Annotated in this window: 18 protein-coding genes, 1 other RNA gene and 1 riboswitch; of the genes, 12 read left to right on the top strand and 7 right to left on the bottom strand. The window is 30.7% G+C overall.

The window, feature by feature from the left end; translation table 11 throughout:
• Window positions 1–85 precede the first annotated feature (85 nt).
• Complete coding sequence (gene uvrA, locus Q0762_RS03310) at window positions 86–2,878, bottom strand: excinuclease ABC subunit UvrA (RefSeq protein ID WP_298763538.1); 2,793 nt, start codon at window positions 2,876–2,878, stop codon at window positions 86–88.
• A gap of 217 nt (window positions 2,879–3,095) precedes the next feature.
• On the opposite strand from uvrA, the gene Q0762_RS03315 reads away from it, so the two are divergent.
• Entirely contained in the window at window positions 3,096–3,683 is a 588-nt protein-coding gene (locus Q0762_RS03315) for a sigma-70 family RNA polymerase sigma factor (protein ID WP_298763539.1), read from the top strand.
• A 427-nt stretch (window positions 3,684–4,110) separates the two neighbouring features.
• Here Q0762_RS03315 and nth read toward each other — a convergent pair whose 3' ends face one another.
• Window positions 4,111–4,764 carry an endonuclease III gene (nth, locus tag Q0762_RS03320; protein WP_298763540.1) on the bottom strand — a complete coding sequence of 218 codons (654 nt, stop codon included), beginning with the start codon at window positions 4,762–4,764 and terminating at the stop codon, window positions 4,111–4,113.
• A gap of 136 nt (window positions 4,765–4,900) precedes the next feature.
• Between nth and bcp the strand changes: the two genes are divergently transcribed.
• Window positions 4,901–5,356: a thioredoxin-dependent thiol peroxidase gene (gene bcp / locus Q0762_RS03325; RefSeq protein ID WP_298763542.1), complete on the top strand. Its 456-nt coding sequence runs from the start codon at window positions 4,901–4,903 to the stop codon at window positions 5,354–5,356.
• 74 nt (window positions 5,357–5,430) lie between these two features.
• On the opposite strand, the gene Q0762_RS03330 is transcribed toward bcp, so the two are convergent.
• Together Q0762_RS03330 and guaC are read right to left on the bottom strand one after the other, a co-directional pair.
• A complete protein-coding gene (locus Q0762_RS03330) occupies window positions 5,431–6,564 on the bottom strand; it encodes an ABC transporter substrate-binding protein (RefSeq protein WP_298763545.1) in 1,134 nt (377 codons plus the stop codon).
• Window positions 6,564–7,601, bottom strand: a complete 1,038-nt coding sequence (guaC, locus tag Q0762_RS03335; protein WP_298763547.1) for a GMP reductase — start codon at window positions 7,599–7,601, stop codon at window positions 6,564–6,566. The genes Q0762_RS03330 and guaC overlap by 1 nt, the downstream gene beginning before the upstream one ends.
• Window positions 7,602–7,676: 75 nt before the next feature.
• A riboswitch (cobalamin riboswitch) is annotated at window positions 7,677–7,923 on the top strand.
• Window positions 7,924–8,008: 85 nt separating this feature from the next.
• Between guaC and Q0762_RS03340 the strand changes: the two genes are divergently transcribed.
• A complete protein-coding gene (locus Q0762_RS03340; RefSeq protein WP_298763550.1) occupies window positions 8,009–9,919 on the top strand; it encodes a TonB-dependent receptor plug domain-containing protein in 1,911 nt (636 codons plus the stop codon).
• A gap of 87 nt (window positions 9,920–10,006) precedes the next feature.
• Here Q0762_RS03340 and Q0762_RS03345 read toward each other — a convergent pair whose 3' ends face one another.
• From Q0762_RS03345 to Q0762_RS03355, 3 genes are read right to left on the bottom strand one after another with little or no spacing between them, the layout of a single operon-like run.
• Window positions 10,007–10,519: a hypothetical protein gene (locus tag Q0762_RS03345; RefSeq protein ID WP_298763551.1), complete on the bottom strand. Its 513-nt coding sequence runs from the start codon at window positions 10,517–10,519 to the stop codon at window positions 10,007–10,009.
• A gap of 3 nt (window positions 10,520–10,522) precedes the next feature.
• Entirely contained in the window at window positions 10,523–11,239 is a 717-nt protein-coding gene (locus Q0762_RS03350; RefSeq protein WP_298763552.1) for a DUF3307 domain-containing protein, read from the bottom strand.
• A complete protein-coding gene (locus Q0762_RS03355; protein ID WP_298763553.1) occupies window positions 11,224–11,853 on the bottom strand; it encodes a SatD family protein in 630 nt (209 codons plus the stop codon). Before Q0762_RS03355 ends, Q0762_RS03350 begins: the two co-directional genes overlap by 16 nt.
• A gap of 208 nt (window positions 11,854–12,061) precedes the next feature.
• Here Q0762_RS03355 and Q0762_RS03360 point away from each other — a divergent pair, with 208 nt between their 5' ends.
• The 9 genes from Q0762_RS03360 to Q0762_RS03400 all read left to right on the top strand — a co-directional run bounded on the left by Q0762_RS03360 (window position 12,062) and on the right by Q0762_RS03400 (window position 25,349).
• A complete protein-coding gene (locus Q0762_RS03360; protein WP_298763554.1) occupies window positions 12,062–14,383 on the top strand; it encodes an ATP-dependent helicase in 2,322 nt (773 codons plus the stop codon).
• A 153-nt stretch (window positions 14,384–14,536) separates the two neighbouring features.
• A complete protein-coding gene (locus tag Q0762_RS03365) occupies window positions 14,537–15,193 on the top strand; it encodes a DUF4290 domain-containing protein (RefSeq protein WP_298763555.1) in 657 nt (218 codons plus the stop codon).
• A gap of 3 nt (window positions 15,194–15,196) precedes the next feature.
• On the top strand, window positions 15,197–16,507 hold the full coding sequence (gene murA, locus Q0762_RS03370; protein WP_298763556.1) for a UDP-N-acetylglucosamine 1-carboxyvinyltransferase: 1,311 nt from the start codon (window positions 15,197–15,199) through the stop codon (window positions 16,505–16,507).
• Between the two features lie 368 nt (window positions 16,508–16,875).
• Window positions 16,876–17,424, top strand: a complete 549-nt coding sequence (locus Q0762_RS03375) for a nucleotide exchange factor GrpE (RefSeq protein ID WP_298763557.1) — start codon at window positions 16,876–16,878, stop codon at window positions 17,422–17,424.
• Between the two features lie 78 nt (window positions 17,425–17,502).
• Complete coding sequence (gene dnaJ / locus Q0762_RS03380; protein WP_298763558.1) at window positions 17,503–18,639, top strand: molecular chaperone DnaJ; 1,137 nt, start codon at window positions 17,503–17,505, stop codon at window positions 18,637–18,639.
• A gap of 192 nt (window positions 18,640–18,831) precedes the next feature.
• An RNA gene (gene rnpB, locus Q0762_RS03385) (RNase P RNA component class A) lies at window positions 18,832–19,135 on the top strand.
• A 209-nt stretch (window positions 19,136–19,344) separates the two neighbouring features.
• Window positions 19,345–22,125, top strand: coding sequence for a bifunctional aconitate hydratase 2/2-methylisocitrate dehydratase (locus tag Q0762_RS03390; protein WP_298763560.1), 2,781 nt, complete (start codon window positions 19,345–19,347; stop codon window positions 22,123–22,125).
• Between the two features lie 176 nt (window positions 22,126–22,301).
• Window positions 22,302–24,569: an aconitate hydratase gene (locus tag Q0762_RS03395; protein WP_298763561.1), complete on the top strand. Its 2,268-nt coding sequence runs from the start codon at window positions 22,302–22,304 to the stop codon at window positions 24,567–24,569.
• Window positions 24,570–24,677: 108 nt separating this feature from the next.
• A complete protein-coding gene (locus tag Q0762_RS03400) occupies window positions 24,678–25,349 on the top strand; it encodes a Crp/Fnr family transcriptional regulator (protein WP_298763562.1) in 672 nt (223 codons plus the stop codon).
• Window positions 25,350–25,387 lie beyond the last annotated feature (38 nt).

Below are 25,387 nucleotides of genomic sequence, written 5' to 3' on the forward strand. Positions count from 1 at the left end.
GATTGAAGCATTTGTTTGAGCTCTTTTTTGTTTTTTTCAAACAAAAAAAGCGAGTGCTGAAAGCTGGAAATAGCTTCAAAAAAAATTAAAAAACCAATTTTTCTGCCAAATATTTTGCGGTATAACTTTTGGTGTTTCTTGCCAAATCTTCTGGTGTGCCTTGAAATATTAGGTTTCCGCCATTTTTACCACCTTCTAAACCTAAATCTATAATATAATCTGCACATTTAATAAGTTCTATATTATGCTCAATTACAATTATGGAGTGGCCACGGGCTATAAGTGCATTAAAACTTGCCAATAGTTTTTTAATATCGTGAAAATGTAAACCTGTTGTTGGTTCGTCAAAAATGAATAATGTTTTGTCTTTTGTGGTACCTTTTACTAAAAATGAAGCCAGTTTTATACGTTGTGCTTCGCCACCAGAAAGGGTAGAGGAGGATTGCCCCAAGGTTACATAACCCAAACCAACATCTTGCAAGGGTTGCAGTTTTTTGGCAATTTTAGTTACTAAATTTTCTTTGAAAAAAGCAACGGCATCATCTATGGTTAAATTTAAAATATCATCTATGGTTTTTTCATAAAATTTTATTTCTAAAACTTCTTTTTTAAAGCGTTTGCCGCTACATACGTCACATTCTAAATGCACGTCTGCCATAAATTGCATTTCTATGGTAACTTCACCTTCGCCTTTGCAAGTTTCGCATCTGCCGCCTTCTACATTAAAAGAAAAATGTTTGGGTTTGTAGTTTCTAACTTTTGCGAGTTGTTGTGCGGCAAATAAAGCTCTAATATCATCATAGGCTTTAATATAGGTAACAGGGTTAGAACGTGAAGAACGCCCAATTGGGTTTTGATCTATAAATTCTATGTTTTTTAAGGTGTTAAAATCTCCTTTAACACTAGTATGTTGCCCAATTTTATCTCCATAACCAACTAGCTTTTTTTGCATTGTTGGGTATACTATTTTTTTTACTAATGTACTTTTACCAGAGCCAGAAACTCCTGTAATTACGCTTAAACAGTTTAGCGGAATTGTAACATCTATATTTTGTAAATTGTGTTCTCTTGCGCCAATAATTTCTATTTTGTTTTTTGAAGTTCTGCGTTTTGTTGGTACTTCTATTTTTAAATCTTCGTTTAAATATTTTGCGGTTAAAGATTCTGATTGTAAAATTTTTGCAAAATTACCTTCTGCAACTACATTACCACCAAAAGTACCTGCTTCTGGGCCAATATCTATAATATAATCTGCTTCTCGCATAATATCTTCATCATGCTCTACCACAACAACAGTGTTGCCCAAATCTCTTAAATCTTTTAAAACGCCAATTAAACGTTCTGTATCTTTTGGGTGCAAACCAATACTTGGTTCATCTAAAATATACATAGAACCAACCAGAGAACTTCCTAAAGATGTGGCCAAATTAATACGCTGACTTTCTCCACCAGAAAGTGTGTTGGAAGTTCTGTTGATGGTTAAGTAATTTAAACCAACATTGGTTAAAAACTGTAATCTGTTATTTATTTCTGTTAATAATCGTTTTCCTATTTTTTCTTGGTATTTGTCTAATTTTAAATTTTTGAAAAAATTGGCCAATTCATCTAATGGTAAAGCCACTAAGTCTGAAATGTTTTTGTTATTTATTTTAACGTAATTGGTTTCTTCTCGCAAACGTTTGCCATTACAAGTGATGCATTTTGTTTTACCTCTGTAACGAGAAAGCATAACTCTATTCTGTATTTTATAGCTTTTTTCTTCTAAAACACTAAAAAAATGGTTTATTCCGTTAAAAGATTTGTTACCAGACCAAACCAACTCTTTTTGTTTTTCTGTTAATTGAAACCAGGGTTTGTGAATAGGAATATCAAATTTATAGGCAACTTCTATTAAAGCGTCTTTGTAATGAACGTAAGACGGTGTTTTAAAAGGGAAAATTGCATCTTCCATAATAGATAAACCTGTGTTTGGTATTACTAAATCTGCATCTATTCCTATTACATTTCCATAGCCTTCGCAAGTTGGGCATGCGCCATAAGGATTATTAAAGCTAAATAAATGTGTGTTTGGTTCAAGAAAAGACATACCATCTAAATCGAATTTATTACTAAATTCTGAAACGTTATTATCTGCTAAATTCTCTATAAAACAAACTCCTTTTCCTTCAAAAAATGCAGTTTGTATTGCATCTGCCAATCTATTGTAAAAATCTTCATCGTTTTTAGTTACAATTCTATCTACAACTAAAAACAAGGGTTCGTTTTTATAATTTTCTAAAGGGAAATTTGTAATTCTATGTACTTTATTACTCCATTTTAAACGCGCGTAACCTTGCTGCTCTAAAACTTGCAAAACTGTTTTTAAGTCTCTGTTTTTATCAATAGAAATTGGTGCAAGTAAAAGTAGTTTTGTTTTGTCTTCAAACTTTTTCACAAACTTTACAACATCTGAAACCGTATCTTTTTTTACTTCGTTGCCAGAAATTGGTGAGTAGGTTTTACCAATTCTTGCAAATAACAATTTTATATAATCGTAAATTTCTGTTGATGTACCTACTGTAGATCTTGGGTTTGTAGAATTTACTTTTTGCTCAATAGCAATGGCAGGTGCAATACCTTTTATATAGTCAACCTTTGGTTTGTCTAATTTTCCTAAAAATTGGCGTGCATAAGAACTTAAACTTTCTACATAACGCCTTTGCCCTTCTGCATACAGCGTATCAAAAGCTAAAGAAGACTTGCCAGAGCCAGATAGTCCTGTAATTACTACTAATTTATTTCTAGGAATTACAACATCTATATTTTTTAAGTTGTGCAATTTTGCACCTTTTATAATGATGTTTTCTTTAGGATTAACTTGCGAAATGTCTGTCTTCATGTATCAAAATAATAAGTGATAAAATTACCAAAAAAAACACGTATTTGTAGATTTGTAAAAATCTTTTTTTGTTAAATATTTGTAATATTAGAAAATAATCTTCATATTTGTAATCATTAATCCACACAAAAACAGACGCATATAGTTAAAAATTACTTTAAAAATTATTAAAAATAATACAAAAATTAGCGGCTAGCTAATTTATAAAGTAATTCATATGCGCGAAAATAAAAACATAGATAGTATTCTTGTTAGTCAATATATAAAGGGTAAAGAAGCCTCTTTATCTGTACTAATTCACAAACACCAACAACGTTTATTTAGCTTTATTTATAGTAAAGTACAAGATAAAGATATTACAGAAGATATTTTTCAGGAAACTTTTATTAAGGTAATTAAAACTTTAAAAAAAGGAAATTATAATGAGGAAGGTAAGTTTTTACCATGGGTAATGCGTATTTCGCATAATTTGGTTATTGATTATTTTAGAAAAAATAATAGAATGCCTAAATTTAGAAATACAGACGAATTTGATATTTTTTCTGTGTTAGGTGATGGTAATTTAAATGCTGAAAAACAAATTATACAAGAGCAAATTCATGATAATGTGAGAGAGCTTGTAAATGAGTTGCCAGAAGAACAAAAAGAAGTTTTGGTAATGCGTATGTATAAAGATATGAGCTTTAAAGAAATTAGCGAAAATACAGGAGTTAGTATTAATACTGCTTTAGGTAGAATGCGTTATGCTTTAATTAATATGCGCAAATTAATAGAAAAACATAATATTATTTTGGTGAATTCATAATAAAGTAAAAAAAGCATCGTTATTAATTTAGTAACCAATAATTTAAATATAATATATGATGCAACTTTACTCCAAAAAGTCATCTAGAATTCAGATGCAACCCAAACAAGAAACAGTTCAATTTTTGATTAATTTTTCTAAATCGTTAACTATTGTAAAAACTAAATCAAAAGATTTCATTGAATTGAATTTGAATTAAGAGTGGAAAAAGCTGTAACGAAAGTTGCGGCTTTTTTTATTTCATCTTAACCTTACTAAAAGCCCCTTTGTTTTTCAGACATTTCCCCAAAGGGGAAAGTTGAGCTCATTTATGGGAAAGTTTAATATTACCTAGCAAAATAAATTTGCAACTTTTGGCCTTTGTCTAAGTCAATTTATATCACATTGAAAATCTTAGCTTCATTGCGTTTAATTTTTTTTAATAACCCTATTTTTTCTTGTAGTAATCATTTAAAACAGATTTTCTACCAATTGTTTTTGTAATAATATCATGCTCTAAATTCCAACCTCTTGCAGGAGAATATTCTCTACCATACCAAATAATCTGTAAGTGTAAATCATTCCATAATTCTTCAGGAAATAAGCGTTTTGCATCTTTTTCGGTTTGTGCAACACTTTTTCCATTAGATAAATTCCAACGAAACATTAAACGTTGTATATGTGTATCTACAGGAAATGCGGGTACACCAAAAGCTTGACTCATAACTACACTAGCTGTTTTATGGCCAACTGCAGGCAATTCTTCTAAACCCTCAAAAGATTGTGGAACTTCTCCATTATATTTTTCAATTAAAATTTTAGACAAGCCATAAATACCTTTACTTTTCATTGGCGATAAACCACAGGGTCTTATAATTGCTTTAATTTCTTCTACTGTCATTTTTACCATATCAAAAGGATTATCCGCTTTAGCGAATAATAAAGGTGTAATTTGATTTACCCGAACATCTGTACATTGGGCAGATAATAATACGGCAATTAATAAAGTATACGGATCTTTGTGATCTAGCGGAATTGGTATTTCTGGATACAATTCTTCTAATTTATCTATAACAAACTGTACTTTTTCTTGCTTGTTCATTTTGTGGTAGTTGTAAAGTTTATAATTTGTAAAGTTATAAAGTAGCTTCTAAAAATGTTAATTTAAAGTTACTTTTTTCAAAGAAGCTTTATTCAACTTTATAAACTTTGTACTTTTAAATTTTAAAACAAAATTTATGACAACACTTAAAATAGGAGATAACGCTCCAAAGTTTGAAGCAAAAGATAATGCAGGAAATACAATTAAACTTACAGATTATGCAGGTAAAAAGTTGGTTTTATTTTTTTACCCGAAAGCAAGTACTCCAGGATGTACCGCAGAAGCGTGTGATTTAAGAGACAATTACCAAACTTTTTTAGCCAAAGGTTATGATGTTTTAGGTGTTAGTGCAGATTCTGCAAAAAGACAACAAAACTTTATAAATAAAAATGAATTGCCTTTTCCTCTTTTAGCAGATGAAGATAAAGCAGTTATTGAAGCTTTCGGGGTTTGGGGCCCTAAGAAATTTATGGGCAAAGAATATGACGGAATTCATAGAACTACATTTGTTATTGATGAAAACGGAGTAATTGAAGATGTTATTACCAAAGTAAAAACAAAAGCACACACTGCCCAAATAATAACTTCTTAAAGTTACTTGTTTAAAAATGTTATAAACTCCAATTTAAATTGGAGTTTTTTGTTTTATGTTGTTTTGATTACAGCTTATTCTATTCTATCAAAAAAAGTAAGTTTATAATTTGGTAATAATTCTGGATGTGTAATTTTTAAAATATCTTTTAGCATTAAATCAGGTTTTATAGCAGAGGTTTCAAAATATAATAAACCTCCTATAGCTCCTTTTTTATTGGCATAAGTATATACCTCATTGGTTTTATAAGCATTAAAATTTTGATACTGTTTGCTAGAGTTTTGCATATCTTTTTTTGTTTCATATAAACCACAACCAATCCAATAAGTAGCATTTTTTGCTTTGTCTAAAACAGTTTCTATACTTAAAGGTAAACTGCCAGATTTTTTAGATTTTTGCCAAATGTAATTGGTGTTGGCATCTTTAAAATAGTTGGCAATAAAACTATTACCTCCAGGTGCATACCAAACATCACTAAACAAATTACCAGACAACACAGTTGGTATTTCTTTTGCTTTTAAAGCTAATTTTTTAGTAGCAAGGTATCGATGTTCTATTGCGTTAAAAATACTATCAGCCTCTTTTTCTTTATCTAATAAAACCCCAAAAAACTTTATCCATTCTGCTTTGCCTAAAGGAGTTTCTTCTAACCAATCTCCGTTGTAAATTATATTAATCCCTGCTTTTTTAATGGTTGTTAAAGATTTGTCTGTAGAAGAAACACTAAAACCAACTACTAGTTCTGGTTTTAAATCTAGCAGTATTTCTGTATTTAAAGAACTTTCTTTACCAATTTCTTTAATTTGTTTAGCATCAATTAATTTCCTAGTTTTTTCTGACGAAACGTATTTTGAGTTTGGAAAACCAATTATTGAATTTTCTTCATTTAACAACTCTAGCATTGGAATATGAGTTGTAGAAGTAACCACCATTCTCTTTACGGGAACTTTAATAATTTCGGAATTAGATTCAATACTTGTTTTCGTTTTTTTCTTTTTAATTAGATATTCAAAAACTTTATTAGAATTTTGATAAGCAGCTTTAATAATTAACTTTTTTTTTCCATTTTCTTCTACAATATTAAAACCTTTGGCATATTTAATATTAGTGTTTGATTTTTTATTTTTATCAGCTTTACTAACCTCTTTCTTACAAGAAAAAGTTATAAATAATAAAAAAAATAAAACATTAGTTTTATAGCTTTTCATTAAGAATATATTTGATTTTCTTGTTCTTGCACCCTAATAAAAGTAGTTCTTTTTGTTAATTCTTTTAGCCTACTAGCACCAACATAAGTGCATGTAGATCTAATACCACCTAAAATATCTGTTATAGTGTTTTCTGCATTTCCTTTAAATGGAACTGCAACAGTTTTACCTTCAGAGGCTCTATAGTTTGCTACGCCACCAGCATGTTTATTCATAGCAGTTTCAGAACTCATTCCGTAAAAAGCTTTAAATTTTTCTCCGTTTTTCTCTATTAATTTTCCACCACTTTCTGTGTGTCCTGCTAGCATGCCACCTAACATTACAAAATCTGCACTTCCACCAAAAGCTTTGGCTATATCTCCAGGAATTTTACAGCCGCCATCAGAAATAATATGACCACCCATACCATGAGCAGCATCCGCACACTCTATAATTGCAGATAATTGTGGGTATCCAACACCTGTTTTTAATCGAGTTGTACATACAGAACCTGGCCCAATACCAACTTTTATGATATCTGCACCTGCCAAAAGTAATTCTTCTACCATTTCTCCTGTAACAACATTACCAGCAATAATTACTTTTTTAGGATGATTTTTACGCATTTCTTGAACAAAATTCACAAAATGTTCTGAGTAACCGTTAGCAACATCTACACAAATAAAATTTATTTGTGGAAATTCTAATAAAATCTGAGATACTTTTTGCGAATCTTCTTTTCCTGTTCCTGTGCTTACTGCAATGTTGTTTAAAATTTCTTTAGATGAATTTGATGCAAAATTTCGCCATTCTTCTAAGGAATAATGTTTATGAATTGCTGTAAATAATTTGTGTTTTGCTAATGTCTCTGCCATTTCAAAAGTACCAACAGTGTCCATGTTTGCAGCCATTATTGGAATTCCTGTCCAGACAATATTACTATGTAAAAAGGTAAATTCTCTCTCTAGATTTACTTGCGATCTAGATTTTAAGGTAGATCTTTTGGGGCGAATCATAACATCTTTAAAGCCCAATTTTAAATCATTTTCTATTCTCATAAAATTTTAAAAATTATTCTGGTTAAAGATATTAAATTAGAACCTTTATTTCATAGATTATTTATAATAAAGTATATCTTTGCTGCGATTTTTGGTTTTAATATAAACATCAATTTATATTAAATTAAAAGGGAATCTGGTTAAAATCCAGAACTGTTCCCGCAACTGTAAGTTACTATTGAACTCGTTTCAGTATCTCAAAGAGAATGTTATTTATTCTTTAGCCACTGTTTAAAATTCTGAAAATTTCTTCAGCATAAAAATGGGAAGGCAAATAACATAAAAACAAGTCAGGAGACCTGCCATTAATCAAGAGTAAAAAAACTTTCGGGATAAAAGTTTATGTACTAATATTTTTCTGTACACGAAATTTACCTGATTTATTGTAAATCAAATTTATTAAAAAAATGAAAAAACAATTATTAATTGTTGGTGTATTGGCATGTAATTTTGTCAACACAAATCTTTTTGCACAAAAAAAACAGCAAAAAGAAAACGTAGAAACGTTAAATGAGGTGGTAGTTACTGCTACAAAATTTAAAACCAATAAAAAAAATATTGGTAAAGTTGTGTACAAAATAACACAAGAAACAATACAGAATAATTTAGGAAGAACGGTTGTAGATTTGTTAAACGATGTTCCTGGTGTAGAAATTAATGGTAACTTTAGTACAAAAGGACAAAATTTAGGATACTATATTAGAGGAGGACGAAATAGGCAGGTGGCTATTTTAATAGATGGTGTAAATGTAAACGACCCTTCTTCTTTTAATGGTGATTTTGATTTAAGACAAATAGATATTAATCAAATAGAAAGTATAGAAATCTTAAAGGGAGCATCATCTACATTATATGGTTCTGGAGCTGCTACTGGTGTTATAAATATTATTTTAAAGAAAGCATCAAAAAATAGTTTTGGAGGAACTTTTACAACTTCTGTGAGCACAAATTCTTCTAGTAAGAATCCTAAATTTTCTGGAGAAGAATTTACAACAAACTTTAATTTTAATGGAACTTTAGGTAAAGTAGATTATTTATTAGCATTAAATGCCAATGGTTCTAGTGGTTTGTCTGCAGCTGAAAGTACAGGAAATCAGCCGTTTGAAGAAGATAAGTTTGCAAGACAAAATGTATTGTTAAAAGTTAATTATGCTATAAATAATAAATTAAAAATTGGTTTATTGTCTAGCTATGATGAGTTTTCTACAGATTTTGATGGTTTTGATTTTGATCCTGTAACTTTTGCAAGTATTCCTGCAGATAGAGATAATAACTTGCAAAGCATTCAAAAAAGAGTAGGTGTAAATGCAGATTATACTTACAATAAAGGTGAATTAAAAATAAGAACTTTTTTAACAGAAATAGACAGAGACCAATTACCTTCTAATGATTTTTTCTATGGAGAAGTATATGGTTTTGATGTGTATAATAATTATAAATTTAGTAATCAATTTTCTTTTTTAGCAGGTTTTACTTCTCAATTTCAAGATATGATTCAAAGAACATCTTTTAGTACAATAGAAGAAGGTTCTGGAAAACAACATTTTTACGATCCTTATGTATCTTTTAATTATTTTTCTGATTTTGGTTTTAATTTAAATGCAGGAACTAGATTAAATATTCATAGTGAATATGGTAATAATTTGGTTTTTAATGTAAATCCTTCTTATAATTTTAAAATTTCGGAAAATGATTTTAAGGTTTTTACATCTTATAGTACTGCCTTTGTGGCTCCAACATTGTCAGAAATTTTTACAAAATTACCAACTGTAAATGAGTTGTTACCAGAAGAAGATATTACTATTGAAGGTGGTTTTGATGTAACTTTAGGTAGTAAAATCAATATAAATGCAACGTATTTTTATAGAGAAGAAACTAATAAAATTGGTTTTGATCCAACAACTTTTCAAACAGTAAACGATCTTGGAACTTTTTTAGCAAGAGGTTTAGAAACTGAAATTTCTTATACTGCCAATGAAAAATTACGATTTTTAGCAAATTACACTTATATAGACAGAGATGAGAATTTGTTGTTAAAAATACCTCAGAATAAATTCTTTTTAAAGGCAGATTACAATCTATCTCCACAAACATTTACTTCTTTAAGTTATAGATTTGTTGATGAAACCAAAGATTTTGGAAATGTAGATTTGGATGCTTACAGTCTTGTAGATTTTTTTATAAATCATAGCCTGTTAGAAAACACCGTTGTTTTTTATGGAAGTGTAACCAATATTTTTAATGAAGATTTTCAGGAAATAGCTGGTTTTACCACTCGTGGAAGAAATTATAATTTAGGGTTTAGATTACTGTTTTAATTGCACAGATTAAAAGTACTTCCCTTGTTTTATAAACCTTTATCAAAAAGCCTTCTCTTTTTTTAGAGAAGGCTTTTTAATTTTTGCTTAAAGTAGTGCTCTTACTTCACTTTTAATAAAATCTATAGCAGTTTCTGTGGGTGGTGTAGATTTAGAGTAATCTATCAAAACATTTTCTCTTAAATCGTTTGCAGAGTTAGAAGATTCAGAAACTTGCCTTAGTTTATTAATTACTGCGTTTTTTGCGGCTAAAATAGCCATCCATGTTTTATCAGAAATATAAATTTGTTGTACCAAATTGTGCTCATATTCCTGCTCTATATTTGCTAATAACAACTGTAAATAATCTTGAGTATTATCAGAAATTGGCTGAATGCGCATAAGCATTTTTACAGGATTTATGCGATCACAAAATAACAACATTCTTTCATTAGCTTGTAATTTTGTTGGTAAAGCTTCTTTTTTTCTTTGTGCTAAAATAGCTAGTTTTTTTTCTTCATTTTTATTGTTGATGAATCCGTTAAACATATAATAAGCTACAAAACCTGTAACTGCAGCAGGTAAAACGTATGCAATACTTTCTAAAATTTTATCTTCCATAATTTATAATAACGTTATTAGATGGGAATATAATATACCTATTAAAATAGCCAATCCAAAACTTAACAAAGTACCAATTAAAATGTATTCTGTTAATTTTCTGTCTTTAGAAGCTGTTAAATCTCCAAATCTAAAAACAGATTTTGCAGCTAATAAAAAACCAATAGCTTGCCAATTATTAGTTACAATAAAAGTAAAAATAAACAAGCGTTCTAAAATACCAATATACTTTCCTGCTTTGGCTAAAGAGGCATCTTTTTCTTTCTTTTTCTCTGGTGTCCATTGGCTAATAATTATTTTTATAAGTAATGGAGTTACATGCGTAATTAAAAATAGCGCCGTTAAAAAAAGTATGGTTTTATCATTAAAAATTAAAGATAAAGCAAATTTGTCTTGGTAATATAAAGTGGCTATTACTAAAGTAAAAATATGTAATATTTGATCTGTAAAAAACCAAATTCTTTTATTATGTTTCTTTTGAAAATAAAGTTTTGCAACATCAATAGAAAAATGAGAAATTAATAAGAATACAAAAGCAAAAGCATATTTTTCTATATCAAATTTAAGCAAGCACAAAAGTAATATGGTATGAATGGCAATATGAAAGTAGAGGTGTAAAGATTTTATTTTCCTCTTTTCTTTTTCTAAAACCCATTTTGTAGGTTGCAAAACAAAATCGCCAATAATATGTGCTAATAAAAGTTTTATAAAGAGTAGCATCCGTTTATTTTTTTATGCATTACCATTTTACGATATATTTTTTCGAATTGCATAATTTCATCTAAACCGGCTCTTTTTCTTCTTTCACTGGCGCTACTTTCAGAAATATTTAATTCTTTAGCTAATATTTTTTGGGTAGTACCTTTATTATTTAAATATTTTACAGCAAATTCTGCAGAATTTATGGTCCAATTATCCATAATTAACAAACCCAAAGCTAATGTGGTGTTTATTTGCATATTAAAGCTTTCATCATTCGTCAAAATTGCTAAATTTTGTTTTTTCACAAGCGTATCAAACGCTTTTCCACTAAAAATAAATGCTTCTCCGTTTCCTTCTGTTATCTGCTTGTAATTTGCTGTTTTATCACCAATTCCAATTCCAATTCTTACATCTAAATTTTTAATTTGTTTTAAGATTGCTTTTAATTTTATAGCAAAAAACAACGCGTTTTCAGGTTGCGTTATTTCAACTTGAAAGCTATCTCCTCTAAAAATTTCCCAAGTTTTTGGCGGTGTTCCTATTTCTTGAAAAGTTTCTTTTAATAAAGGCATCCAAATAAGAGTGTCTACATTTCTAGAATTTATAATATCTCCTGTAATAATACTTGTCATAAACTAATTTAGTTTTACAAATATAATAAAATTATTCGGCTCTTAACCCGAATATTTAATAATTCGGGTTAAAAGCCGAATTTTATAAAATTCGGGTTTTAAGGCGAATTTATATGATAATAACTTGTGAATAAAATATCTACTTTTAGCATAAAAATAAAAAGAGAGTTCTTAATTTAGTACCTTAAATTCTACAAAAAAATATCTCTTGAGCAATTACTTAGATTCTTTAAATGAACCTCAAAAATTAGCCGTTTTACAAAAAGATGGTCCAATGATAATTATTGCAGGCGCAGGTTCTGGTAAAACACGAGTGTTAACGTATAGAATTGCGCATTTAATGACGCAAGGTGTAGATTCTTTTAATATTCTATCGTTAACGTTTACTAACAAAGCCGCTAAAGAAATGAAGGCAAGAATTGCATCTGTAGTAGGCGCAAGCGAAGCTAAAAACCTTTGGATGGGCACATTTCACTCCGTTTTTGCACGTATTTTACGTTCAGAGGCAGACAAGTTAGGTTTTCCAAGTAATTTTACCATTTATGATACTCAAGATTCTGTACGTTTAATTGGTGCTATTATTAAAGAAATGGGTTTAGATAAAGAACGGTACAAACCCAAACAAATTTTAGGTAGAATATCATCTTTTAAAAACAGTTTAATTACGGTAAGAGCTTACTTTAATAATTCAGATTTACAAGAAGCAGATTTACACGCCAGCAGACCAAAAGTTGGCGATATTTATAAAGAATATGTAGACAGATGTTTTAAAGCTGGTGCAATGGATTTTGATGATTTATTGTTAAGAACCAATGAATTATTAGCCCGTTTTCCAGATGTTTTAGCAAAATATCAAGATCGTTTTCGTTACATTATGGTAGACGAGTATCAAGATACAAACCACTCACAATACATTATTGTAAGAGCTTTGGCAGATAAATTTGGTAACATTTGTGTGGTTGGTGATGATTCTCAAAGTATTTACAGTTTTAGAGGTGCCAACATTCAAAATATTTTGAATTTTCAAAAAGATTATCCTGATGTTAAAACCTTTAAATTAGAACAAAATTATAGATCTACAAGCAATATTGTGAATGCAGCAAATTCAGTTATTGCCAAAAATAAAACCAAGTTAGATAAAGAAGTTTGGACTAGTAATGATGCTGGAGATTCAATAAATGTAATGCGCACAATTTCAGACGGAGAAGAAGGCCGTTTTGTGGCACAGTCTGTCTGGGAAAACATGATGAACAATCAATTAACGCCAGACAATTTTTGTGTGTTGTACAGAACCAATTCTCAATCTAGAGCAATTGAAGATGCGTTGCGTAAAAAAAATATAGATTATAAAATCTATGGCGGAATTTCTTTCTACCAAAGAAAAGAAATAAAAGACATTTTGTCTTATTTACGTATTTTAATTAATCCAAATGATGAGGAAGCTTTAAAAAGAATTATAAATTATCCTGCAAGAGGAATTGGCGCAACAACCATAGATAAGTTAACAATAGCAGCAAATAATTACAAAAAATCTATTTTTGATATTGTAAAATATATCGATAAACTAGACATCAAAATAAACTCTGGAACTAAAAATAAGTTGCAGAATTTTATGAACATGATTTTACGCTTTCAGATTGAAGCCAAAACTAAAAATGCATTCGAAATTGCAGAATTGGTTGTAAAACAAACCCTTTTAATTAAAGATTTAGAAAAAGACGGTACACCAGAAGCGGTAAGTAAAGTAGAAAACGTACAAGAACTTTTAAACGGAATTAAAGATTTTATAACCGATAAAATAGAACAAGGAGAAGATGCTTCTTTAACATCTTTTCTAGAAGATGTGGCCTTAGCAACAGATTTCGATTCAGAAAAAAATGATGACAAACCTACGGTTTCTTTAATGACCATTCACCAATCTAAAGGTTTAGAATATGCCTATGTTTATATTGTTGGTTTAGAAGAAAATTTATTTCCTTCTGCCATGAGTATGAATACAAGAAGCGAGCTAGAAGAAGAGCGCAGATTGTTTTATGTTGCTTTAACAAGAGCAGAAAAAGTTGCCTATTTAACCTATGCACAAACCCGTTACAGGTGGGGTAAATTAGTAGATGCAGAACCAAGTAGGTTTTTAGAAGAAATAGATGATCAATTTCTATATTACATTACACCAAAAGTACCAGAACCTTCAGTTAATAGATTTGTAGATAAATCTATTTTTGATGATGCACCAAAAGGAATTCGTTTTCAAAAACCAATTCAACGCAAAAAAATGGAACGTGATTTGGCAAAAAAGAAAGAAGTTATCATTCCTAAAAACTTAAAAAAAGTATCGCAAGTTTCACCTAAAATGAATCTTTTTGATGGCGAAATTATAGTAGGTAATGTTGTAGAGCACAACAGGTTTGGTAAAGGTACTGTGGTTGGTTTAGAAGGTAAAGGGCCAGATAAAAAAGCAGAAATTCAATTTGCAACTGCAGGTAAAAAGAAATTATTACTACAATTTGCTAAATTAAAAGTAATTGGGTAATAAATTTCGAATTCTTAATTCTTAATTCATATTAATTATTTATTTTGCAACCTAAAATAACTACAAAAATAAGTTATCAGTTCTAAAGCAGCTTAGAACGCATAAAATTTCTAAAATTGATTAGAAATTTAAAAACTTCACAAAATTACATAAATGACATTCGATTTAGAATACAACTCAGAAAGACCGTTAATGATTATACCAGAATACGGCAGACATATACAAAAATTAGTAAACCATTGCGTAGCTTTAGAAACTAAAGAAGAAAGAGATAAAATGGCAAAAGCCATTGTAGATGTTATGGGTAATTTACAACCACATTTAAGAGATGTACCAGATTTTAAACACAAACTTTGGGATCAGTTGTATATTATGTCAGATTTTAAATTAGATGCAGAATCTCCATATCCTATTCCCTCAAAAGAAGAATTACAAGAAAAACCAGAAGGTTTAGCTTATCCAAAATCTGCTTCCAGATATCGTTACTATGGCAACAACATCCAAACCATGATAGATGTTGCCTTAAGTTGGGAAGAAGATGAAAAAAAACAAGCTTTAGTATTTACCATTGCAAATCACATGAAAAAATGTTATTTAAATTGGAACAAAGATACCGTAGATGATGCTGTAATCTATAACCATTTATTTGACCTGTCTGATGGTAAATTAGATTTAAGAAACTCAGAAGAAGTACTTTCAGAAAGTAAAAATTTATTAAAGAAAAGAAACTCACAAGGCCAAAATTATTCTAAAAGTAATCACAAAAAACCACACCATAATAACCAACACAAAAACAGAAAAAGATACTAATATATGGCATCATTTAAAATAGAAGGCGGACATAAATTAAACGGAACAATTACACCACAAGGTGCAAAAAATGAAGTTTTGCAAATACTTTGTGCGGTTTTATTAACGCCAGAAAGAGTAGTGGTAAATAACGTGCCAGATATTATAGATGTAAATAAATTAATTTTTATTCTTGGCGAGTTAGGTGTAAAAGTAGAAAAATTAAGTAAAAATTCTTATGCATTTCAAGCAGATGAAGTAAACCTACCTTATTTAGAATCTCAAGCATTTAAAAAAGATGGTAGTTCTCTAAGAGGTTCTATAATGATTGTTGGGCCTTTATTAGCACGTTTTGGCAAAGGATACATACCAAGACCAGGAGGAGATAAAATAGGAAGAAGACGTTTAGATACTCATTTTGAAGGTTTTATTCGTTTAGGAGCAAAATTTCGTTACAATAAAGAAGAATCTTTTTACGGAGTTGAAGCAGAGCAGTTAACAGGTGTAGAAATGTTATTAGATGAAGCTTCTGTTACAGGAACTGCAAACATTTTAATGGCAGCAGTTTTAGCAAAAGGAACCACAAAAATATACAACGCCGCTTGTGAACCTTACATTCAACAATTGTCTAAAATGTTAAATGCCATGGGAGCAAAAATTTCTGGTGTTGGCTCTAATTTATTAATTATAGAAGGTGTAGAAGCTTTAGGCGGTTGTGAGCACACCGTTTTACCAGACATGATAGAAATTGGTTCGTGGATTGGTGTTGCAGTAATGACGCAATCTGAACTAACCATAAAAAACGTTTCTTGGGAAAACCTAGGCCAAATACCAAACGTATTTAGAAAATTAGGAATCAACCTAGAAAAAAGAGGAGACGATATTTACATTCCAGAACAGGAATCTTACGAAATTCAAAATTATATAGATGGTTCCGTTTTAACAGTAGCAGATGCACCTTGGCCAGGATTTACACCAGATTTATTAAGCATTGTTTTGGTAATTGCAACACAAGCCAAAGGTACAGTTTTAATACACCAAAAAATGTTTGAAAGTCGTCTGTTTTTTGTTGATAAATTAATAGATATGGGTGCAAAAGTAATTTTGTGCGACCCACATAGAGCAACAGTTATTGGTCACAATTTCCAATCGCAATTAAAGGCAACTAAAATGACATCGCCAGATATTAGAGCAGGAATTTCGCTACTAATTGCAGCTTTATCAGCCAAAGGAACATCAATAATAAACAATATAGAACAAATAGATAGAGGTTACGAAAACATAGAAGCAAGACTAAAATCTATAGGCGCAAAAATTGAAAGAATAGCAGATTAATACATTTATAATAAGCATGTTAAATTAATTAGAAGCTATTTCCCGCTTTCCGTTATATCTTTTATCTAAAACCTCAATTTCATTGAGGTTTTAGATAAAAGGATGCCACTTCAATCGGGGCTAACCTTGTTTGCCAACAAAATTGAATTCAAAAGTTAGAAAATCAATTTCAAAGCACTAAAAAAGAAAGCAAAATAAATAGTTTTACTAAAAGATGTAAACCTGTAAACACGCAAAGCCATCCAAAAAAAAGGATTGATTTTAAATGATGTAATAAAAAATGTAAAAATAGTGTCAGTTTGACACTATTTTTTTTGTTGGCAACATATTTGACTAATTAAAACATACAATTTAACGATTACGTAGAAATGAGTAAGAAAGAAGAAATCAAAGAAGAAGAAGTTATAAACGAACAAGAAACTCCTCAAACTGAAGAAAATCAAGAGGTTGAGGTAGAAGAAGTAAAAGAAGAACCAACTGCAGAAGAATTAGTACAAGTAGAAAAAGATAAGTTTTTACGTTTATTTGCAGAGTTTGAAAACTATAAAAAAAGAACTTCTAGAGAAAGAGTAGAATTATTTAAAACAGCAGGACAAGAAATTATGACATCTTTACTGCCAGTTATAGACGATTTTGAGCGCGCTTTGTCACATATAGAAGAAGACAAAGAAGCAGAAGAATTAAGAAAAGGTGTTTTATTAATTTATAATAAATTTTACAACACTTTAGAGCAAAAAGGTTTAGCCAAAGTAGAAACCAATGCTGGCGATACTTTTGATGCAGAAATACACGAAGCAATTACACAAATACCTGCACCATCAGAAGATATGAAAGGTAAAATTATAGACTGTGTAGAAAAAGGATATAAATTAGGAGACAAAATAATTCGTTATCCAAAAGTGGTAATAGGGCAATAAATTAGACTTTAGTAATTAGCTATTGGTTTGCAAAATTTGCATACTAACAACTAAAAACTAACCACTAAAAACTAAATCATGGCAAAACAAGATTTTTACGAAATATTAGGCATTTCTAAATCAGCTTCTCAAGCAGAAATTAAGAAAGCATACAGAAAAATGGCAATTAAATATCATCCAGACAAAAATCCAGATGATAAAACTGCCGAAGAAAACTTTAAAAAAGCAGCGGAAGCTTATGAAGTTTTAAGTGACGATAATAAAAAAGCACGTTATGATCAATACGGTCATGCAGCTTTTGACGGTCCACAAGGTGGCGGCGGTTTTGGCGGCGGCGGTATGAATATGGATGACATATTCAGCCAATTTGGAGATATTTTTGGCGGCGGCGGCTTTGGTGGTGGTGGCTTTGGTGGCGGTTTTGGTGGTGGCCAAAGACAAGCTAGAGTTAAAGGAACCAATATGCGTATTCGTGTAAAACTTACCTTAGAAGAAATAGCCAAAGGAGTAGAGAAAAAGGTAAAAGTGCGTAGAAAAGTACAAGCAGATGGTGTGCGTTACAAAACCTGTACAACCTGTAATGGTTCTGGCCAACAAATGCGTGTTACCAACACTATTTTAGGTAGAATGCAAACTGCAACAACTTGTAGTACATGTTCTGGTGCAGGAGAAATAATTAGTAGTAAACCAAATGGTGCAGATGCGCAAGGTCTAATAATTAAAGAAGAAACGGTACCTATTAATATTCCTGCTGGTGTTACAGAAGGTGTACAACTAAAAGTTGGCGGAAAAGGAAATGATGCACCCGGTAAAAATGCTATTTCAGGAGATTTATTGGTGTTAATTGAAGAAATTCAACACGAAAACTTAAAAAGAGAAGGTACAAACATACATTATGATTTGTATGTAAATTTCTCTGAAGCCGTTTTAGGAGTTAGCAAAGAAGTAGAAACTGTAACAGGAAAGGTGAAAATAAAGATTGATGCAGGTACACAATCTGGTAAAATTTTACGTTTAAAAGGAAAAGGTTTACCAAGCATAGAAAGATATGGAACAGGAGATTTCTTAATTCATATTAACGTTTGGACGCCTCAAGAATTAACAAAAGAACAAAGACAATTTTTTGATAAAATGCAAAGTGATGACAACTTTGTACCAAGTCCTAATAAGTCTGATAAATCATTTTTCGAAAAAGTAAAAGATATGTTTTCATAAAAGTATGTTAAAATAATAAAATATTAACAATTATTTGTATGATTAAATTTTATACTATCAATTTTTGATATATCTTTGTATTGTTATTGAGAAATCGATAACACTTTTTCTTTTTCATAGCAATTTTCCCACTCAAATTTTTGAGTGGGTTTTTTTATAAAAGAAATTGTAATTTTGCAAAATATATAAAATTAAGCAGACTTATCTTATCGTCACACTTTTGTGTGAAGGAAAGTCCGGACACCACAGAGAATCATAGCGGATAACATCCGTCCAACGTAAGTTGAGGACAAGTGCAGCAGAAAGTATGTACAGGTTAAGCTGTAGTGAAACCAGGTAAACTCTATGAGGTGCAATGCCATGTATATTAGAACTTGAGGGCTTCTCGCTCGATTCTAAAGGGTAGGCAGATAGATTCTAAGAGTAATTTTAGAACTAGATAAATGATAAGAGCCTTAATAAGGAACAGAATTCGGCTTATTAGTCTGCTTTTTTTATATTTTTCTCAAAAAAATAGCTATATAATTCACTTTTACTCAGTTATTTTGCGAATAGTTTTTTTTTATCTATTAATTAAGGCTTTCTATTATTTAGCTTTCAAAATCTAAGTAAAAATAGTAGTTTTGCTTTTATGTGTTTTTATGAATTCTTAGAAAGAAACCTTATGAACAATACAAAAAATTAAACATAAAAAAAACTCCATTTATGAGCATTTATACTGATTATCTTAAGCAAATAGAAGATAGAAAAGGTCAAGGACTTCACCCACAACCAATTGATGGTGCAGAACTAACAAGCGCACTTATTGAACAAATTAAAGATGTAGATAATGAATACAGAGAGGGTTCTCTTAACTTTTTTATTTACAATATTTTGCCTGGTACAACAAGCGCTGCAGGTGTAAAAGCTAAGTTTTTAAAAGAAATTATACTTGGAGAAGAAACGGTAAAAGAAATTTCACCCACTTTTGCTTTTGAGCAATTATCGCATATGAAAGGTGGGCCTTCTATAAATGTTCTGTTAGATTTAGCTTTAGGAAATGATGCTGCCATTGCAGCAGAGGCAGCTAAAGTATTAAAAACTCAGGTTTTCTTATATGAAGCAGATATGGAGCGTTTAGAAAATGCTTTAAAATCAGGAAATACTATTGCTAAAGATATCATTGAAAGTTATGCGCAAGCAGAGTTTTTTACAAAATTACCAGAAATAGATGAAGAAATAGAAATTGTAACGTTTGTTGCAGGTATTGGAGATATTTCTACAGATTTGTTGTCTCCAGGAGCAGATGCACATTCAAGATCAGATCGTGAATTACACGGACAATCTATGTTTGAGCATAATAAAGAAATGCAACAAGAGCTATTGGCATTAAAAGAAAAACACCCAAATAAGCGTGTTATGTTAATTGCAGATAAAGGAACAATGGGAGTGGGTTCTTCTAGAATGTCTGGTGTAAATAATGTTGCTTTATGGACAGGGATTCCATCTAGCCCATACGTACCATTTATTAATATAGCGCCAGTAATTGCAGGAACAAATGGTATTGCTCCAATTTTTTTAACAACTGTTGGTGTAACAGGTGGTATTGGTATCGATTTAAAAAACTGGGTAAAACAAAAAGATGAAAATGGTAACACAGTTTTAGATGAAGATGGAGAAGCAATTTTAAAAGAAGAATATTCTGTTGCAACAGGTACTGTGCTTACCATAAATACAAAAACTAAAAAATTATATAAAGGAACTGAAGAGCTAAAAGATATTTCTACAGCATTAACGCCACCAAAAAAGGAGTTTATAAAAGCAGGAGGTTCTTACGCAGTTGTTTTTGGTAAAAAGTTACAAACTTTTGCATGTAAAGTATTGGGTATTGATGTTCCTCAAGTTTATGCAGCTGCAAAAGAAGTATCTATAGAAGGACAAGGTTTAACTGCCGTAGAGAAGATTTTTAATAGAAATGCAGTAGGAACTACTCCAGGAAAAACATTACATGCAGGCTCTAACGTAAGAGTAGAAGTAAACATTGTAGGTTCTCAAGATACTACTGGTTTAATGACTTCTCAAGAATTAGAAAACATGGCTGCTACAGTTATTTCTCCTATTGTAGATTGTGGTTACCAATCGGGCTGTCATACCGCTTCTGTTTGGGATGATAAGTCAAAAGCAAATATACCAAGGTTAATGTCATTTATGAACGATTTTGGATTAGTTACTGCACGTGATCCAAAAGGTAAATATCATGCAATGACAGATGTAATTCATAAAGTACTAAATGATCTTGCCGTTGATGATTGGGATGTTATTATTGGTGGAGATTCTCACACAAGAATGGCAAAAGGTGTTGCTTTTGGTGCAGATTCAGGTACAGTTGCCTTAGCTTTAGCCACTGGTGAAGCTACAATGCCTATACCAGAATCAGTAAAAGTAACCTTTAAAGGAGAAATGAAATCTTATATGGATTTCCGTGATGTAGTTCATGCAACACAACAACAAATGTTAAATCAGTTTGATGGAGAAAATGTTTTTCAAGGTAAAATTATTGAAGTACATATTGGTACATTAACTTCAGATCAAGCATTTACATTTACAGATTGGACTGCAGAAATGAAAGCAAAGGCATCTATTTGTATTTCTGAAGATGAAACATTAATAGAATCATTAGAAATTTCTAGAGATCGTATTCAAATTATGATTGATAAAGGAATGGATAATCCTAAGCAAGATTTAAAAGGATTAGTAGACAAAGCAAATACACGTATCATAGAAATTAAAACAGGAACTAAATCTGCTTTAAAGCCAGATGCAGATGCTAAGTATTACGCAGATGTTGTAATCGATTTAGACAAGATTGTAGAGCCAATGATTGCAGATCCAGATGTAAATAATGAAGATGTTTCTAAGCGTTATACGCATGACAACATTCAACCATTATCGTATTATGGAGGAACCAAAAAAGTAGATTTAGGTTTTATTGGATCTTGTATGATTCATAAAGGAGACATGCAAATTTTAGCACAAATGCTAAAAAATATTGAAAAGCAACAAGGTAAAGTAGTTTTTAATGCACCTTTAGTAGTTGCACCACCAACTTACAATATTGTTGATGAGTTAAAAGCAGAAGGAGATTGGGAAGTTTTACAAAAATATTCTGGTTTTGAATTTGATGATAGTGCACCAAAAGGTTTGGCAAGAACAAAGTATGAAAACATGCTATATTTAGAACGTCCTGGTTGTAACTTATGTATGGGTAACCAAGAAAAAGCAGAACCTGGAGATACAGTAATGGCAACTTCTACACGTTTATTTCAAGGAAGAGTTGTAAGAGATACAGGAGAGAAAAAAGGAGAATCTTTATTATCATCTACACCTGTAGTAGTTTTATCTTCTATTTTAGGTAGAACACCAACTATGGAAGAATATGAAGCTGCTGTGGAAGGAATTGTATTAACTAAGTTTAAGCCTTCTAGCAAAAATTTAGTGGTTGCTTAAAACAGTAAACTTAATAAAATAAAAAGCCTGAGTTAAATACTCAGGCTTTTTTTATAAATTACTTTTTTTGCATTACTCAGTATTAGTTAAAGAATTAAAAGAGTTTATTAACATAAAAAAGTTTTTGAATCGGTAATAATTATTTAATTTAGAACCTAATCTTTAAAATAATTTATATGGCTTTTGATATTGACATGATAAAAAAAGTGTACGCAGACGTTGCCAAACGTGTTGATGCTGCACGTGAAATTACAGGTAAACCATTAACATTAGCAGAAAAAATTTTGTACGCCCATCTTTGGGAGGGCAAACCAACAAAGACTTTTGTTAGGGGTAAGGATTATGTAGATTTTGCGCCAGATAGAATAGCTTTACAAGATGCAACTGCACAAATGGCATTATTACAATTTATGCAAGCAGGTAAAAGCAAAGTTGCGGTGCCTACAACAACACATTGTGATCATTTAATTCAAGCTAAAAATGGTGCAAGTTCAGATTTACAATCTGCCTTAAATACAAGTAACGAAGTTTTTAATTTTTTAGAATCGGTTTCTAACAAATATGGTTTAGGCTTTTGGAAACCAGGTGCAGGTATTATTCATCAAGTAGTTTTAGAAAATTATGCTTTTCCTGGAGGTATGATGATTGGTACAGATTCACATACTGTAAATGCTGGTGGTTTAGGAATGGTTGCTATTGGTGTTGGTGGTGCAGATGCTGTAGATGTTATGGCAGGAATGGCTTGGGAGTTGAAATTCCCCAAATTAATTGGAGTAAAATTAACAGGTAAACTTTCTGGTTGGACAGCTCCCAAAGATGTTATTTTAAAAGTTGCAGATATTTTAACTGTAAAAGGTGGTACAGGTGCTATTGTAGAATATTTTGGACCAGGTGCAACTTCCATGTCTTGTACAGGAAAAGGCACCATTTGTAATATGGGAGCAGAAATTGGCGCTACAACTTCTACATTTGGTTATGATGATGCTATGGAGCGTTATTTAAGAGCTACAGATAGAAGCGATGTTGCAGATGCTGCGAATAAAGTAAAAAATTACTTAACAGGTGATGCAGAAGTATATGCAAATCCAGAAGAATATTTTGATCAGGTTATAGAAATTAATTTATCTGAATTAAGTCCATTATTAAATGGGCCTTTTACGCCAGATTTGTCTACAAAAGCAGGTGCAGACATGACTGCAATTGCCAATAAAAACGATTGGCCTTTAAAAATAGAATGGGGTTTAATAGGTTCTTGTACAAACTCTTCTTATGAAGATTTATCTAGAGCTGCATCAGTTGCACAACAAGCTATAGATAAAGGTCTAGGCATTAAAGCAGAATTTGGTATAAACCCAGGTTCAGAAAAAGTAAGATATACAGCAGATAGAGATGGAATTTTAGAGATTTTTGAAAAATTAGATGCAACTATTTTTACAAATGCTTGTGGTCCTTGTATTGGGCAATGGGCAAGATATTCAGATCCAGCAAATGCGCCAAAAAACTCTATTATACATTCTTTTAATAGAAATTTTGCAAAAAGGGCAGATGGTAATCCAAATACACACGCCTTTGTAGCATCTCCAGAAATGGTTGCTGCAGTTACTATTGCTGGTCGTTTAGATTTTAATCCTATTACAGACAAATTAATCAACAAAAACGGAGAAGAAGTTATGTTAGATGAACCAACAGGTTGGGAATTACCTCCAAAAGGTTTTGAAGTAAAAGATGATGGATATTTAGCACCAGAAGAAGATGGAAGTCACGTGGAAGTAGCCGTTAAAGAAGATTCTGAAAGATTACAATTATTAACACCTTTTACCCCTTTAGGAACGGAATTAAAAGGTTTAAAATTATTAATAAAGGCAGATGGAAAATGTACTACAGATCATATTTCTATGGCAGGACCTTGGTTGCGTTTTAGAGGGCATTTAGATAACATTGCGAACAATACTTTAATTGGTGCAGTAAATGCATTTAACAGTAAAACCAACTTTGTTAAAAATCAATTAACGGGAGATTATGATGCCGTACCTGCCGTGCAAAGAGCGTACAAAAAAGAAGGAATTAAATCTATAGTAGTTGGAGATCATAACTATGGTGAAGGTTCTTCTAGAGAACATGCTGCAATGCAACCAAGGCATTTAGGTGTTGCTGCTGTAATTGTGAAATCTTTTGCAAGAATTCATGAAACAAATCTTAAAAAACAAGGGATGTTAGGATTAACTTTTGATAATGAAGCAGATTATGACTTAATTCAAGAAGATGACACATTTAACTTTTTAGATTTACATGAATTTGCACCAGATAAACAACTAATTTTAGAAGTAATTCATAGAGATAACAGTAAAGATACCCTTAAACTGAATCACACGTATAATGATGCACAAATAAAATGGTATCATGAAGGCTCTGCTTTAAATTTAATAAAAAAACAAAACGCTTAATTTTATTTTCAACCAAACAATATTAAAACTCCTGAAGAAATTCAGGAGTTTTTTTGTAAGTAATCGTTTTTATGTTAGACTATAAAGGTATTAAATCAAAATAAAAACATGAAAAATATATGGTTCTTTGATAATGTAAACTTATTCAAGCTGCTTTGTCCTCATAAATTTAAAGAATACCAAAAATGCCACACTTTTGATTCATACAAAAAGAGTGACTATGTTTATTTTGTAGAGGATGCAGCAAATAAAGTTTTTCTAATTCAAAAAGGAAAAGTAAAAATTGGTTATTACACAGAGGAAGGAGAGGAAGTAGTAAATGCAATACTTACTAAGGGTGAATTATTTGGAGAGAAAGCAATTTTAGGTGAAGAAAAGAGGAATGAGTTTGCTCAATCTGTAGATAATGCTACATCTATTTGTCCTATAGGTATTGATACGATGCATAATTTAATGCGAGACAACAAAACTTTCAGTTTAAAAATATATAAATTTTTAGGATTACGTTTTAAAAAGTTAGAACGCAGATTACAACTTATTTTATTTAAGGACACTAAAACACGTTTTTTAGAATTTACTAAAGAGTTGTGTGAAGAGTATGGTTATGATTGTGAAAAAACTGGCGATAAAATAATCGTTCATCCTTATACTCAGAAAGATATAGCTTCTTTAATTGGTACTTCTAGATCTAACTTAAATGTACTTATGAATGAGTTAAAAGAAGAATGTATCATCAATTTTAACAGAAAAGAATTAAGAATTTTACAAAAAATAGCCTAAGTGTTCGCTAGCTAACATTTAAAGACAATCTTAACCTT

The sequence above is a fragment of the uncultured Polaribacter sp. genome (genome assembly GCF_947495205.1).
Classification (GTDB): domain Bacteria; phylum Bacteroidota; class Bacteroidia; order Flavobacteriales; family Flavobacteriaceae; genus Polaribacter.